At 65.7% G+C, this 14,045-nt stretch carries 17 protein-coding genes; 11 read left to right on the top strand and 6 right to left on the bottom strand.

Annotated features, from left to right (window positions below; all coding sequences use genetic code 11):
* Positions 1-3: 3 nt before the first annotated feature.
* The 4 genes from BV82_RS12475 to BV82_RS12460 form a co-directional block, all read right to left on the bottom strand.
* Complete coding sequence (locus BV82_RS12475) at positions 4-444, bottom strand: c-type cytochrome (protein WP_010221921.1); 441 nt, start codon at positions 442-444, stop codon at positions 4-6.
* Between the two features lie 90 nt (positions 445-534).
* Positions 535-771, bottom strand: a complete 237-nt coding sequence (locus BV82_RS12470) for a cytochrome C oxidase subunit IV family protein (RefSeq protein ID WP_036995882.1) — start codon at positions 769-771, stop codon at positions 535-537.
* Between the two features lie 9 nt (positions 772-780).
* Positions 781-1,359, bottom strand: coding sequence for a cytochrome c oxidase subunit 3 (locus tag BV82_RS12465; RefSeq protein ID WP_026001241.1), 579 nt, complete (start codon positions 1,357-1,359; stop codon positions 781-783).
* The gene (locus tag BV82_RS12460; RefSeq protein ID WP_036995884.1) at positions 1,343-2,137 is read right to left on the bottom strand and encodes a CbbQ/NirQ/NorQ/GpvN family protein; all 795 of its coding nucleotides are present in this window, start codon (positions 2,135-2,137) and stop codon (positions 1,343-1,345) included. Before BV82_RS12460 ends, BV82_RS12465 begins: the two co-directional genes overlap by 17 nt.
* A gap of 199 nt (positions 2,138-2,336) precedes the next feature.
* Between BV82_RS12460 and BV82_RS12455 the strand changes: the two genes are divergently transcribed.
* From BV82_RS12455 to BV82_RS12405, 11 genes are all read left to right on the top strand, one after another.
* On the top strand, positions 2,337-4,025 hold the full coding sequence (locus BV82_RS12455; protein WP_036995886.1) for a nitrite reductase: 1,689 nt from the start codon (positions 2,337-2,339) through the stop codon (positions 4,023-4,025).
* 24 nt (positions 4,026-4,049) lie between these two features.
* The gene (locus tag BV82_RS12450; RefSeq protein WP_010221916.1) at positions 4,050-4,364 is read left to right on the top strand and encodes a c-type cytochrome; all 315 of its coding nucleotides are present in this window, start codon (positions 4,050-4,052) and stop codon (positions 4,362-4,364) included.
* Positions 4,365-4,383: 19 nt separating this feature from the next.
* Complete coding sequence (locus BV82_RS12445) at positions 4,384-4,707, top strand: c-type cytochrome (protein WP_010221915.1); 324 nt, start codon at positions 4,384-4,386, stop codon at positions 4,705-4,707.
* The gene (locus BV82_RS12440) at positions 4,704-5,882 is read left to right on the top strand and encodes a cytochrome D1 domain-containing protein (protein ID WP_036995887.1); all 1,179 of its coding nucleotides are present in this window, start codon (positions 4,704-4,706) and stop codon (positions 5,880-5,882) included. The genes BV82_RS12445 and BV82_RS12440 overlap by 4 nt, the downstream gene beginning before the upstream one ends.
* A 1-nt stretch (position 5,883) precedes the next feature.
* Positions 5,884-6,342, top strand: coding sequence for an Lrp/AsnC family transcriptional regulator (locus BV82_RS12435; protein ID WP_010221913.1), 459 nt, complete (start codon positions 5,884-5,886; stop codon positions 6,340-6,342).
* Positions 6,339-6,848, top strand: coding sequence for a siroheme decarboxylase subunit beta (gene ahbB, locus BV82_RS12430; RefSeq protein WP_010221912.1), 510 nt, complete (start codon positions 6,339-6,341; stop codon positions 6,846-6,848). The genes BV82_RS12435 and ahbB (BV82_RS12430) overlap by 4 nt, the downstream gene beginning before the upstream one ends.
* A complete protein-coding gene (locus BV82_RS12425) occupies positions 6,841-7,284 on the top strand; it encodes an Lrp/AsnC family transcriptional regulator (protein WP_010221911.1) in 444 nt (147 codons plus the stop codon). Before ahbB (BV82_RS12430) ends, BV82_RS12425 begins: the two co-directional genes overlap by 8 nt.
* On the top strand, positions 7,259-7,759 hold the full coding sequence (ahbB, locus tag BV82_RS12420; RefSeq protein ID WP_036995888.1) for a siroheme decarboxylase subunit beta: 501 nt from the start codon (positions 7,259-7,261) through the stop codon (positions 7,757-7,759). The genes BV82_RS12425 and ahbB (BV82_RS12420) overlap by 26 nt, the downstream gene beginning before the upstream one ends.
* A gap of 15 nt (positions 7,760-7,774) precedes the next feature.
* The gene (gene nirJ / locus BV82_RS12415) at positions 7,775-8,953 is read left to right on the top strand and encodes a heme d1 biosynthesis radical SAM protein NirJ (protein ID WP_036995889.1); all 1,179 of its coding nucleotides are present in this window, start codon (positions 7,775-7,777) and stop codon (positions 8,951-8,953) included.
* Positions 8,954-9,025: 72 nt separating this feature from the next.
* Entirely contained in the window at positions 9,026-9,856 is an 831-nt protein-coding gene (gene cobA, locus BV82_RS12410; protein ID WP_036995890.1) for a uroporphyrinogen-III C-methyltransferase, read from the top strand.
* Positions 9,853-11,337 carry a nitrite reductase gene (locus BV82_RS12405; RefSeq protein WP_036995891.1) on the top strand — a complete coding sequence of 495 codons (1,485 nt, stop codon included), beginning with the start codon at positions 9,853-9,855 and terminating at the stop codon, positions 11,335-11,337. Before cobA ends, BV82_RS12405 begins: the two co-directional genes overlap by 4 nt.
* Here the strand turns inward: BV82_RS12405 and hemN are convergent.
* On the bottom strand, positions 11,334-12,719 hold the full coding sequence (hemN, locus tag BV82_RS12400) for an oxygen-independent coproporphyrinogen III oxidase (RefSeq protein WP_010221905.1): 1,386 nt from the start codon (positions 12,717-12,719) through the stop codon (positions 11,334-11,336). The two genes, BV82_RS12405 and hemN, sit on opposite strands and share 4 nt — an antisense overlap.
* A complete protein-coding gene (locus BV82_RS12395) occupies positions 12,706-14,040 on the bottom strand; it encodes an oxygen-independent coproporphyrinogen III oxidase (RefSeq protein ID WP_051636777.1) in 1,335 nt (444 codons plus the stop codon). Before BV82_RS12395 ends, hemN begins: the two co-directional genes overlap by 14 nt.
* Positions 14,041-14,045: the final 5 nt, after the last annotated feature.

Here is a 14,045-nt window from a genome sequence, read left to right as displayed (position 1 = left end):
CACTCAGCCCTCCTGGTTTGGCGGCCAGCCATTGGTGTTGATGTTCGAGCTCCATTTGAGGAATTCGGCGATGTCGTCGACTTCCTGTTCGCTCAGGTTGAACTGCGGCATGGCCCGGCGGCCGGGCACGCCCAGCGGCTGCATCTTCATCCAGGCATGCATGAACGGCTTGAAGCCTTCTTCGCCGCCACGGCGCTTGAACACATTGCCCAGCTCCGGCGCAAAGTACGCGCCCTCGCCCAGCAGCGTGTGGCAGCCGACGCAGTTGTTCTGCTCCCAGACCGTCTTGCCGCGCACCACCGCGTCGGTCAATTGCGCGGCGTTGCTGCGTTCGGGAAAGGTCTGTTCGGTGTGGTAGGTCAAAGCCAGGAATATCAGGAAGAAGAACACGCTTCCCCCGAAATAGATGTTCCTGGCCATGCCCTTGGTGAAGGTCTCTGACATGGTCGCTTCCTCATTGCTTGGCCTGGCCATGATAGAAAGCGCGGGGTAAAAACCTGCTTGATGGCGATCAAGAAACGCCGATGGTTTTACTCAGGTATTAGCGACCAGGCTCAGGCCCACCAGCGCGGCCAACACCAGGGCCCAGCTCAGCAGCAACCAGCGCCAGCGCTGCGGACCGTGGCGCAGTTCCATGAAGCCATCGGTGATCAACCAGGCCTTGGCCACTGCCAGCAGCAGGATCAGCGCGCCCTGGCCGAGCATCACCGTGCCCAGGCTCAGGCATGTCAAGGCAAGCCAGCACAGCAGCAGGAATATCGATGTCGGCATGCGCCCTCCTCACCCGAGCAGGTAAACCAGCGGGAACAGCAACACCCAGACCAGATCGACCATGTGCCAGTACAGCACCCCGGATTCAAAGCCGCTGCAGGTGCCCGGGCCAAGGCTGCGACGCCAGGCCATCTGCGCCAGCCAGGCCAGGATCAGCATGCCGAGCAGGACATGGAGAAAGTGAAAGCCGGTGAGGATCCAGTACAAGGTGAAGAAAGTGTTGTGCTCGATGCCCAGCCCGGCGCCGAGCAAGTGGCGGTATTCGCCGAGCTTGAGCGCCACATAGACACTGGCCACCAGCAAGGCGGCCAGCAGCAACACTGCCGCCCGCCGCGACCGGTGCTTGCGCACCTGCACCTGGGCCAGCGCCGCCAGCAGCCCGGCGCTGAGCAGGCTCAGGGTCATCGCCAGGCCGGTGGAGCTGTCGAGCAAGGCGCGGCTGGTGGCAAACAGCTGCGGCTTGAGTTGCCGGGTCACGGCAAAGGCCAGGATCAGGATGGCGAACACCGAAAGCTCGGCGAGGATGAACAGCCACATCGCCAGGTCGCCCGGCAGTTGCCGGGGCATTGGCTCAAGGGAAGTGGACATCGACCACGTCCATCAACGCCGCGACCGTCAGCGGGTCATCGGTGAGCGGCTCGGCCAGGCAGGCCAGGCACGCTTCTCGCGGGTGCATGCCGGCAGCGATCATGCGCGCGGTAAAAATCAGCAGGCGGGTCGAGGCCACCTCTTCCAGGTCGTGTTGGTCCAGGCGGCGCAGCGCCTGGCCGAGCTTGACGATCTGGTTGGCCAGGGCGCCATCGACCCCGGCCTCACGGCGTACGATGTGCGCTTCTTCGGCTGCGGGCAGGTAGTCGAAGCGCATCGCCACGAAGCGCTGGCGGGTGCTGGGCTTCATACCCTTGAGCAGGTTCTGGTAGCCGGGGTTATAGGACACCACCAGCATAAACGACGGCGGCGCCTGCAACACTTCGCCGGTGCGTTCGAGAAACAGCTCGCGGCGGCCATCGGCCAGCGGGTGCAACACCACCACCGTGTCCTGACGCGCCTCGACCACTTCGTCGAGGTAGCAGATGCCGCCTTCGCGCACCGCACGGGTCAGCGGGCCGTCCTGCCACCAGGTGCCTTGGGCGCCGATCAGGTGGCGGCCGACCAGGTCGGCGGCGCTGAGGTCATCGTGGCAGGCCACGGTGTGCAGCGGCAGGTGCAGGCGCTGGGCCATGTGCTGGACGAAGCGGGTCTTGCCACAGCCGGTGGGGCCTTTGATCAGCACCGGCATGCCGTGGCGCCAGGCCTGTTCGAACAATGCCCGTTCGTTGCCGTGCGCTTGATAGAAGGGTTCGCAGCGAGGTTCTGTGAGGTCCATGGCTTACCTGGGTAGACAGCGGGTTCGACCACCACGCTAAGAGCCCCTGCGACAACCTGGCAAGCACCATGGCCGGCAAACTTGATCGCCGTCAAGCGGTCCGCGGCCTGCTCCGGCATAGCCTTTCCCGGCACCAAGAACCTGCGCTCTGTCCTGGCGTTCCAGCACATCGCAAAGGTCTAGCCTGAGGAGAGAAGGAATGCTGATCAGTAATCGAAAAATCTTTGCCCTGAGCCTCGCCAGCCTCTGTTCGGCGCTGGCGCTGGCGTTGCCCACCAGCGTCGGCGCCGAGCAGAAAAGCGCTGCCGCGCAACCGGCCATGGTCACCACGGCCGGCGCGCCGGACATGACCCAGGCCGATTTCGATGCCGCCAAGGAGATCTACTTCCAGCGCTGCGCCGGTTGTCATGGCGTGCTGCGCAAGGGCGCCACCGGCAAGCCGCTGACCCCGGACATCACCCAGGCCCGTGGCCAGGCCTACCTGGAAGCGCTGATCAGCTATGGCTCGCCAGCCGGTATGCCGAACTGGGGCACCTCCAACGCGCTGACCAAGGCGCAGATCACCAGCATGGCCCAGTTCATCCAGCACACCCCGCCAACGCCGCCGGAGTGGGGCATGGCCGAAACCCGCAACACCTGGAAGCTGCTGGTCAAGCCCGAAGACCGCCCTACCCGCCAGCTGAGTACGCTCAACCTGCAGAACCTGTTCTCGGTGACCCTGCGCGACGACGGCAAGATCGCCCTGATCGATGGCGACAGCAAGCAGATCGTCAAGCTCATCGAGACCGGCTACGCCGTGCACATCTCGCGGATCTCGGCGTCCGGCCGTTACCTGCTGGTGATCGGCCGCGACGCGCGCATCGACATGATCGACCTGTGGCCCAAAGAGCCGACCAAGGTCGCCGAGATCAAGGTCGGCATCGAGGCGCGCTCGGTGGAGACCTCCAAGTTCAAGGGCTTCGAAGACAAGTACACCATCGCCGGTTCCTACTGGCCGCCGCAGTTCACCATCATGGACGGCGAGACCCTGGAGCCCAAGCAGATCGTCTCGACCCGCGGCATGACCGTCGACAAGCAGGAGTACCACCCCGAGCCACGAGTGGCGGCGATCATCGCCTCCCACGAATGGCCGGAGTTCATCGTCAACGTCAAGGAAACCGGCAAGGTCATGCTGGTCAACTACGAAGACATCAAGAACCTCACCATCACCAGCATCGACGCGGCGCCGTTCCTGCATGACGGCGGCTGGGACAGCAGCCACCGCTACTTCATGACGGCGGCCAACAACGCCAACAAGGTCGCGGTGATCGACTCCAAGGAGCGCCGCCTGACTGCCCTGGTCGACGTCGGCAAGACTCCGCACCCCGGCCGTGGCGCCAACTTCGTGCACCCGCAGTTCGGCCCGGTGTGGGCCACCAGCCACCTGGGCGATGCCGGCATCTCGATGATCGGCACCGACCCGCTCAAGCACCCGCAGTACGCCTGGAAACAGGTCGGCTCGCTCAAGGGCCAGGGCGGCGGCTCGCTGTTCATCAAGACCCACCCCGACTCGCGCCACCTGTACGTCGATACCACCCTCAACCCGGACGCCAAGCTCAGCCAGTCGGTGGCGGTGTTCGACATCGACAAGCTCGACGCCGGCTACAAGGTGCTGCCGATCGCCGAGTACTCGGGGATCAAGCAAGGCGCCCTGCGCGTGGTCCAGCCCGAATACAACAAGGCCGGTGACGAGGTGTGGTTCTCGGTATGGAACGGCCAGACCGAAGAGTCGGCGCTGGTGGTGATCGACGACAAGACCCTGGCGCTCAAGCAGGTGATCAAGGACAAGCGGCTGATCACGCCAACCGGCAAGTTCAATGTCTACAACACCCAACACGACATTTATTGAGCTTCATCAACGCAAGGAGTCGTCATGAAAAATACCCTGCTGTCACTGTGCACCCTGGCCGCTGCGTTGAGCCTGCAAACGGCCCTGGCCGATGACGGGCTGGCGCTGTTCCAGAGCAAGTCCTGCGTTGCCTGCCATGCCGTCGACGCCAAGCTGGTAGGCCCGGCGCTCAAGGACGTGGCGGCCAAGAACGCCGGCGTCAGTGGCGCCGCCGACACCCTGGCCAGCCATATCAAGAACGGTACCCAAGGCAACTGGGGGCCGATCCCGATGCCGGCCAATGCGGTCAGTGATGATGAAGCAAAACAGTTGGCCAACTGGGTCTTGAGCCTCAAGTAACCCACCCAAGGAGGGCGTCATGAAAACTCACCGCGCTGTTATGTGCCTGGCGGCCCTCCTGCTCTGCCCCCCCGTTTTCAGCGCGCCTGACGCCCTGCGCCAGGCGCAGCTCAAACACCTGCTGGCCCAGGACTGCGGCGCCTGCCATGGCCTGCACCTGACCGGCGGCCTGGGCCCGGAACTGACCCCGGCGGCCCTGGCCGGCAAACCCCGTGACGGCCTGATCGCTACCGTGCGCCTGGGCCGCCCCGGCACCGCCATGCCCGCCTGGGAGGCGCTGTTGAGCGCCGACGACATCGGTTGGCTGGTCGATCACCTTGTGCAAGGAGCCCCCGCCCCATGATCCGACGCGTACTGATACCCGCCACCTGCGCACTGCTGGTGTCCGCCTGTACCCAGGCGCCGCCGCGCGGCAGTGGCGACCTGGGCCTGGTGGTGGAGCGCGCCAGCGGTAGCGTGCAAATCATCGAAAGCACCGCGGGCAAGGCCCTGGCGCGGATCGACGGGCTGGGCGATTTGTCCCATGCCTCGGCGGTGTTTTCCCGCGATCAACGTTATGCCTACGTGTTCGGCCGCGACGGCGGCCTGAGCAAGCTCGACCTGCTCGAACAACGCATCGACAAACGCCTGATCCAAGGCGGCAACAGCATCGGCGGTGCGATCAGCCAGGACGGCAAGCTGATCGCGGTGTCCAACTATGTGCCCGGCGGGGTCAAGGTCTTCGATGCGCACAGCCTGGAACTGGTCGCGGACATTCCCGCCACCCTGCTCGCCGACGGTAAAAAGCGCTCGCGGGTGGTCGGCCTGGTGGACGCGCCCGGCCAGCGCTTCGTGTTCAGCCTGTTCGACAGCGGCGAGATCTGGAGTGCCGATTTCAGCCTGGGCAACACGCCGAAGATCACCCGCTTTGCCAATATCGGCCAGCAGCCCTACGACGCGCTGATCAGCGCCGATGGCCGCTATTACATGGCCGGCCTGTTCGGCGAAGACGGCATGGCCCAGCTTGACCTCTGGCACCCTGAGCGCGGGGTCAAGCGCGTGCTCGGCGACTATGGTCGCGGCCAGGAAAAACTGCCGGTGTACAAAATGCCGCACCTGGAAGGCTGGGCGCTGGCCGACAACCAGGCCTTCGTCCCGGCGGTGGGACGCCATCAGGTACTGGTGATGGATGCCCGCACCTGGCAGCAGACCGCCGCCATCGCCGTCGCCGGGCAACCGGTGTTTGTCACCGCGCGCCCGGACGGACGCCAGCTGTGGGTCAACTTTGCCTACCCGGACAACGACCGGGTGCAGGTCATCGATACCGAGAGCCACGCCCTGGTCGCCGACCTCAAGCCAGGCCCCGCCGTGCTGCACATGGAGTTCACCGCCCGCGGCGACCAGCTGTGGCTGTCGGTACGTGACGGCAACCAGGTGCAGGTCTGGGACCCGTACAGCCTCAAGCGCCTCGCCACCCTGCCGGCCGCGGCCCCCAGTGGCATCTTCTTTAGCAGCCGCGCCCAGCAGATGGGGTACTGAGATGCCGCTACTCGCCCTTGAACAGCGCCTGATCGAACGTTTCCAGCATGGCATGCCGATCTGCGCCGAGCCCTACCTTGAGATGGCCCAGGTGCTGGACTGCAGCGAAGCGCAGGTGATTGCCTGCCTGCAGCAGATGGCCGAGCGCGGCAGCCTGTCGCGCATCGGCCCGGTGTTCGATCACCACCGCGCCGGCGCCAGCACCCTGGCTGCCTTGGCCGTGCCTGCCGAACGCCTGCAACAGGTGGCCGAACGCGTCAGCCAGTACCCCGAGGTCAACCACAACTATGCCCGCGAGCATCACTACAACCTCTGGTTCGTGCTGACCGGGCCGGACCGCCCGCACCTGCAGCGGGTGCTCGACGAACTGGAAGCCGACACCGGCCTGACCCCGCTGGACCTGCCGATGCTCACCGCCTACCGCATCGACCTGGGCTTCGCCCTGGGAGACGCACCATGAGTTGCCCGCTCGATTCCACGCAGCGCCTGGCCCTGCGACGGTTGCTCGAAAGCGGCCTGCCGTTGCTGCCCCGGCCTTACCAGGCCCTGGCGCAGCAGATCGGTGCCCAAGAGCAGCAGGTATTGGCGCAGCTCGACCAGTGGCAGCAGCAAGGCCTGTTCCGCCGCCTGGGCCTGGTGCTCAATCACCGCGCCCTGGGCTTTACCGCCAACGCCATGCTGGTGCTGGACATCCCCGATGCGCTGATCGACGAAGTCGGCCAGCGCCTGGGGCGCGAGCCGCAGGTCAGCCTCTGCTACCAGCGGCCGCGGCGCTTGCCGCAGTGGCGCTACAACCTGTTCTGCATGGTTCATGGCCGCCAGCGCGAGCGGGTCGAGGCGCAGATCGCAGGGTTGCTCGAACGGCACCAGCTCAGCGACCTGCCCTATCAACTGCTGTTCAGCACCCAGGCGTTCAAACAATGCGGCGGCCGCTTCGCCCCTGTTGGAGCCCGCCCCCATGGATGAACTCGACCGTCGCCTGATCAACCGCCTGCAACTGGGCCTGCCGCTGGTGCCTCAGCCCTGGCAGGTGCTGGCCGAGGAGCTGGGCAGCAGCAGCGAGCAGCTGCGCGAACGCCTGCAACGCCTGCTCGACGACGGCACCCTGACCCGCTTTGGGCCGATGTTCGACATCGAGCGCCTGGGTGGTGCCTTTACCCTGGCGGCGCTGAAGGTCCCCGAGGCGCGCTTCGAGGCCGTCGCCGCGGTACTTGCGGCCATGCCTGAAGTCGCCCACAACTACCGACGCGAACACCCCTGGAACATGTGGTTCGTGCTCGGCTGCGCCAGCCTCGAAGCCCTCAACGACGCGCTACGGCGCATCGAACAGGGCACCGGCCTGACCCCGCTGAACCTGCCCAAGGAGCAGACTTACCATGTCGGCTTGTACTTCCCGGTCTGAACAGGCCCTGGCCCTGCGCCTGGTGGAACTGACCCAGGCCGGCCTGCCGCTGGTCGACGACCCATGGGTCTGGCTGGCCGAACAGTTACAGCTGAGCGTCGAGGCGACCCTGGCGCTGCTCAAGCGCCTGCAGGCCGACGGCGCCATCCGCCGTATCGCTGCGGTGCCCAACCACTACCGCCTGGGCTATTGCTGCAACGGCATGACCGTCTGGGATGTCGACGATTCGCAGATGCCCCGCCTGGGCCGGCTGATCGGCGCCCAGCCCTTCGTCAGCCACTGCTACCAGCGCCCGCGCAGCGGCGACTGGCGCTACAACCTGTTCGCCATGGTCCATGGCCGCAGCAGCGCTGAAATCAACAGCTACCGCGAGCACCTGCGCTACCTGCTGGGCGATGCCTGCCGGGCCGACGACATGCTGGTGAGCAGCCGCATTCTGAAAAAAACCGGTTTACGCCTACCCACCGGCCCCTGAACCAAGGAGCGTTGCATGTTGAGGATCAGCCACTACCTGCGCACCCTGGCCGGCCACAGCCCGGCCCCTCGTACCAGCCCGGCGGGCAGCACGCGCCCGCCGGTGGTGATCTGGAATCTTCTGCGCCGTTGCAACCTGACGTGCAAGCACTGCTACGCCACCTCGGCCGATAGCGCGTTTCGCGACGAGCTGGACACCGAAGCGGCCCTGCAGGTAATCGACGACTTGGCCGAGGCCGGGGTCAAGGTGCTGATCCTCTCCGGCGGCGAGCCGCTGCTGCGCGGCGACCTGTTCCTGCTCAGCGCCCATGCCCGCGACAAAGGCATGTTCGTCGCCCTGTCGAGCAACGGCACGCTGATCGATGAAGGCAACATTGCCCAGGTACGCGCGGCCCGCTTCGATTACGTCGGCATCAGCATCGATGGCCTTGAGGCCACCCACGATGCCTTTCGCCAGCTCAACGGCAGCTTCGCCCGTTCACTGAAGGCTATGCGCCTGTGCCGCGAACACGGTATTCGGGTCGGCATGCGCACCACCCTGACCCAGGACAACCACGCGCAATTGCCGCAGCTGCTGGCGTTGATGCGCGACTGTGACGTGCACAAGTTTTACCTCTCGCACCTGAACTACAGCGGCCGCGGCAAGCGCAGCCGCAAGCTCGACGCACTGCAGCAGATGAGCCGCGAGGCGATGAACCTGCTGTTCGACCAGGCCTGGGATGATATCCAGCACGGGCGCGACAGCGACTTCGTCAGCGGCAACAACGATGCCGATGCCATCCTCTTGCTGCAATGGACCGCGCGTCGCCTACCCGAACACTACGCGCAACTGGAACAGATGCTGCGCGCCTGGGGCGGCAATGCCTCAGGCTGCGCCATCGCCAATATCGACAACACCGGCGAGGTGCACCCCGACACCTACTGGTGGCAGCACTCGGTGGGCAATGTACGCCGCACGCCGTTCCGCACCCTGTGGCTGGAACAGCCCGCCCCTCTGCTGCTGCGCCTGCGCGAGCATCCCCGGGCGGTGACCGGGCGCTGCGCCGCCTGCCGCTGGCTGAGCATCTGCAACGGCAACACCCGCACCCGCGCCTGGGCCGCCGGTGACCTCTGGGGCCAGGACCCCGGCTGCCACCTGAGCGATGAAGAAATCGGCCTGCCGCCGCCCCCCTGCATTCCTTGCGTCACGCATTGACAACCTGACCGGGCAAGCCGCCGACACAGGCGACAACCCGGCGCCCCTGATGATGGATCAAGGAACGCCCTCATGCATTGTGCCTCCGTTCTACCTGCCGCCCTGCACTCGCCCTTCAACCCCGGGGAAGTCGCCCTGGTCGGCGCCGGGCCCGGTGACCCGCGCCTGCTTACCCTGCGCGCCTGGAGCCTGCTGATGCAGGCCGATGCCGTGGTGTACGACCGGCTGATCAGCGGCGAACTGCTGGCGCTGATCCCTACCGCCTGCAGCCGCCACTACGTCGGCAAGATCAGCGGCTACCACAGCCTGCCCCAGGCACAGATCAACCAGTTGCTGGTCGACCTTGCGGCCCGGGGCCAGCGGGTGGTGCGGCTCAAGGGTGGCGACCCGTTCATCTTCGGCCGTGGCGCCGAAGAGCTCGATCACCTCCTGCAGCACGGCATCGATTGCCAGGTGGTGCCGGGCATCACTGCCGCCGCCGGCTGCAGCGCCTATGCCGGCATCCCCCTGACCCACCGCGACCTGGTCAACTCCTGCCGCTTTATCACCGGCCACTTGCAGCACGACGGCGAACTCAACCTGCCCTGGCATAACCTGGCCGACAGCAGCCAGACCCTGGTGTTCTATATGGGCCTGTCCAACCTGCGGCTGATCGCCGAGCAATTGATCGGCGCCGGGCTTGCCGCCGACACGCCGGCGGCGCTGATCAGCCGGGGCACGTGCGCCGATCAGCAGGTGCTGCGCGGCAGCCTGGCGCAGTTGCCAATGCTGGCCCGCCAATGCCCCGCCGCCACGCCGACGCTGACGGTGATCGGCCAGGTGGTCGGGCTGTTCGCCGAGCAGGCGCTGCGCTACCCGGCGCACTTTGCCGGTGCCGCGCTGGCCGCCGAGGTCGCGCCATGAAAGCCCTGGCCCTTGTCCCATGGTTATGGATGGCTTCGGCCCAAGGCGGCCCGGCCCTTGACCAGGCCGCCGCGGACTACCAACAACATTGCCAGCAGTGCCATGGCACCCATCGCTTCGGTGCCAGCGGCCCGGCCCTGCTGCCGGAGAGCCTGAGCCGGATCAAACCCGCCGAGATCCGCCAGGTGATCACCGGCGGTCGCCCGGCCAGCCAGATGAACGGTTTTGCCCAGGTATTGAGCGCAGCCCGGATCGACGACCTGGTGGCCTACCTGCAACGGCCTCCGGCCACGCCACCGACCTGGAGCGACAGCGAGATCCGCGCCAGCCACCAGGTGTTCAACGCTATCGACAGCCTGCCCGGCCCCCCCCAGCACGGCGCCGACCCGCTGAACCTGTTCGTGGTGGTCGAAGCCGGCGACCATCACATCAACATCCTCGACGGCGACCGCTTTACCGTACTGGCCCGTTTTGCCTCGCACTTTGCCGTGCATGGCGGGCCGAAATTCTCCCCTGACGGGCGCTTTGTCTACTTCGCCTCCCGCGACGGCTGGGTCAGCCAGTACGACCTGCACAACCTCAAGCTGATCGCCGAAGTGCGCACCGGGCTCAACACCCGCAACCTGGCGGTGAGCAAGGACGGGCGCTGGGTGCTGGTGGGCAACTACCTGCCGGGCAACCTGGTGCTGCTCGATGCCCGCGACCTGAGGCCGGTGAAAACCATCGCCGCCGTTGGCCAGGACGGCACGCCGTCGCGGGTCAGCGCGGTGTACACGGCGCCGCCGCGAGACAGCTTCATCGTTGCGCTCAAGGACGTGAAAGAGGTGTGGGAACTGTCCAGCGCCGGCCAGCCCGACTTCGTGCCGCGGCGCATTGCCGCCGAGGACTTTCTCGACGACTTCTCCTTCTCGCCGGACTACCGGCAGCTGCTGGCCACCTCACGCAAGGCCAACGGCGGCCAGGTGATCGACCTTGACAGCGGCCAGGTGCTCAGCCGCATCGCCCTGCCCGGCATGCCGCACCTGGGCTCCGGCACCTGGTGGCGACGCGGCGGCGACTGGGTGTTCGCCACACCGAACATCAGCAAGGGGCTGATCTCGGTGATCGACCTCAAGACCTGGAACGTGATCAAGGAGATCCCGACCCTGGGCCCGGGCTTCTTCATGCGCAGCCACGCCAACTCGGCCTATGCCTGGACCGATGTATTCTTCGGCCCCGACAACGATGCCATCCACCTGATCGACAAGCAGACCCTGGAGATCGCCCACACCCTGCGACCGGTACCGGGCAAGACCGCCGCCCACGTCGAGTTCAGCCACGACGGCCGCTACCTGTTGCTGAGCATCTGGGCTAACGACGGCGCGCTGATCGTCTACGACAGCCAGACCCTCAAGGAGCTCAAGCGCATCCCGATGAACAAGCCCTCGGGCAAGTACAACGTCGGCAACAAGATCGAGTTCGCCGAAGGTACCTCGCATTAAACCGTGCGCGAGAACTGGCCTTTGCGCCCACCGCCCAGGTAGGCGTCAAAGGCCATGGCGGTGTTGCGCATCATCAAGTGGCCCTGGGGCAGCAACTGCAAGGCGTGCCGGTCAAGCGCCAGCAACTGGTCATCCACCTGCTCGGCCAACTGCTCCAGGGCCTCGGCGAAGTAGTCGTTGAAGCGGATGCCATGGGCCGCCTCGAAGGTGGCGAAATCGACACGGCCATGGCACATCAACTGGTTGATCACCTCGCGGCGCAACAGGTCGTCGGCGTTCAGGCGGTAGCCGCGCTGGATCGGCAACAGGCCCTGGTCGAGCCGCGCATAGTACTGCGACAGCAGCTTGACGCTCTGGCTGTAACTGTCGCCGACCTTGCCGATGGCCGACACGCCCAGGCCGATCAGGTCGCAGTCGGCGTGGGTCGAGTAACCCTGAAAATTACGCTGCAGGGTGCCCTTGGCGCGGGCCAGGGCCAGTTCGTCGTCCGGCAAGGCAAAGTGGTCCATGCCGATGTACACGTAACCGGCTTCAGTCAGGCGCTGGATGGTCAGCTCCAGCAGCTCCAGCTTGCGCTCCGGCGGCGGCATGTCTTCGCGGCGGATCATCCGCTGGGCGCGGACCTGCTCGGGCAGGTGGGCGTAGCTGTAGGCGGCAATGCGGTCCGGGCGCAGGGCGATGATCTTTTCCAGGGTCACGTCGAAGCTCTGCACCGTTTGCAGTGGCAGGCCATAGATCAGATCGACGCTGATCGACTTGAAGCGCGCGTGGCGCGCGGCGGCGACCAAGGCGTAAATCTGCGCCTCGCTTTGCCGGCGATTGACCGCGGCCTGCACGTCGGCATCGAAATCCTGCACGCCGAAACTCAGGCGATTAAAGCCCAGGCCGCGCAGCATCTGGATTTGCCCGGTACTGACGGTGCGCGGGTCGACCTCGATGGAAAACTCGTGCTCGTCGCTGTCATCGAGGTTAAAGGCCTGGTGCAGGCAATCCATCAACTCGGCCAGTTGCGCATTGCTCAGGTAGGTCGGCGTGCCGCCGCCCAGGTGCAGCTGGGTCAGCTTGCGGCTGCGCTCGAACAGCGCGCCCTGCAAAGCGATCTCCCGCTTCAGGTAGCCCAGGTACTCGGCCGCGCGGTGTGTCTTGCCGGTGATGATCTTGTTACAGGCGCAGTAATAGCAAAGGCTCTGGCAGAACGGGATATGGATATAGGCCGACAGCGGTTTGGCCATCGGCGCCTGGTTGCTGGCCTGCACCGCCTGCAGGTAGTCATCGAGGGCAAAGGCCGGGTGAAACTGCGGTGCGGTCGGGTACGAGGTGTAGCGCGGGCCCGGACGGTCGTACTTTTGCACCAGGGCGCGGTTGAATTCAAAGGCTGGCATCGTGATCGACCCATTGCTGATGGAGGGAAAGCCCCGGGCTGCTCTGTTCGAACAACTGGCAGATGGCATCCACTTCCACTCGGCCTGCGGGCAATATGCTGATGTAACCTGCGCCCAACTCGACCAGCCCGGCGCGGCTCATGGCCTCCAGCTGGCGCCAGGCGCTGGCGAAGTGCTGGCGAAAGTCCAGGCCATAGCGGCTTTCGATGGCCTGGATATCCAGCTCCAGATCACAGGCCAGGCGTTCCATTACCCGCTGGCACACCTGGTCGTCGGCCTCGCAGCGCCAGCCGCGGCAGGTGGCCAGCTGGTCGTTGCCCAGCTGTTGCAGATAGTGCGCCAGGGTTAGCGCATTTTGCGCATAGAGCGCGTCGAACTGGCTGATCGCCCCCAGCCCGAAGCCGACATGGTCACAGTAACCATGGCGGGTAAAACCCTGACAATTGCGGCGCAGTCGCCCGCGCTCCTGGGCGATGGCCAGGTCGTCGTCGGCGCGCACGAACTGGCCCAGGCCGATGGGCTGGTAGCCCGCCTGTAACAGTTGCTCAAAACAGATGCGCCGCATCTGCGCCTTGTCCTGCTCGCTGCAGGGCGCTTGCCGGGCACTGCGGGCATAGCGTGGCGGCGGTTGGCTGTAATCGAACACCTGCAGGCGGTCGGGCTCAAGCTCGATCAGGGTGGCGAGCTTGCGGGCGAAGCTGTCCGGGGTCTGCCAGGCGTGGCCGTAGCCCAGGTCGACACTGACCGAGCGAAAATCAAAGGTCCGCGCCGCATCGATCAGCGAGTGAATCGGCGCCGGGTTCTGCCAGCGCGCGGCCGACAGCGCACCGTCCGATGTGCAATCCGGCACGCCGATGCTGACCTGGTTGAAGCCCAGCTCACGCAACAGGCCCATGCTCGCCCAATCGGTGTGCTGCAGATCGACCTCGACGCCGTAGTCACCGAGCTCATGCTCAAGGAAGGTAAAGCGCCTGCGCAGGTGCGCCATCAATTGCTGCAACGCTGCAGCGTCCAGCCGGGTAGCGCTCAGCTGGAACTGCTCGACGCGCTGCTCGGCACTCAGGTGACAGCCCACCAGGGCGATTTCCCGCCGCAGGCAGTGCAGATAGCGCTCCTGCTCCAGATTCTCGAGCCCGGCCGGCACTTGCAGGCTCAAGGACAACGGGCGCAGTTGCTGGCGGCTGGCACGCAGCGCACGCAATACGTCCAGCGAACCGATCCCGGCGTGAAACCTGCGGGTATCGGCATGCCCCCTGGGCTCGCTCGGCCACTGCCCATACGGGGGTATCTGCGCGGGGTAGCGATGAAGAGTATCGAGCATTGCAG

The organism is Pseudomonas donghuensis, assembly GCF_000696345.2.
GTDB classification, from domain to species: Bacteria; Pseudomonadota; Gammaproteobacteria; order Pseudomonadales; family Pseudomonadaceae; genus Aquipseudomonas; species Aquipseudomonas donghuensis.
The sequence above is the reverse complement of the archived record's forward strand: the minus strand, read 5'-3'. Positions and strand labels throughout refer to the sequence as shown.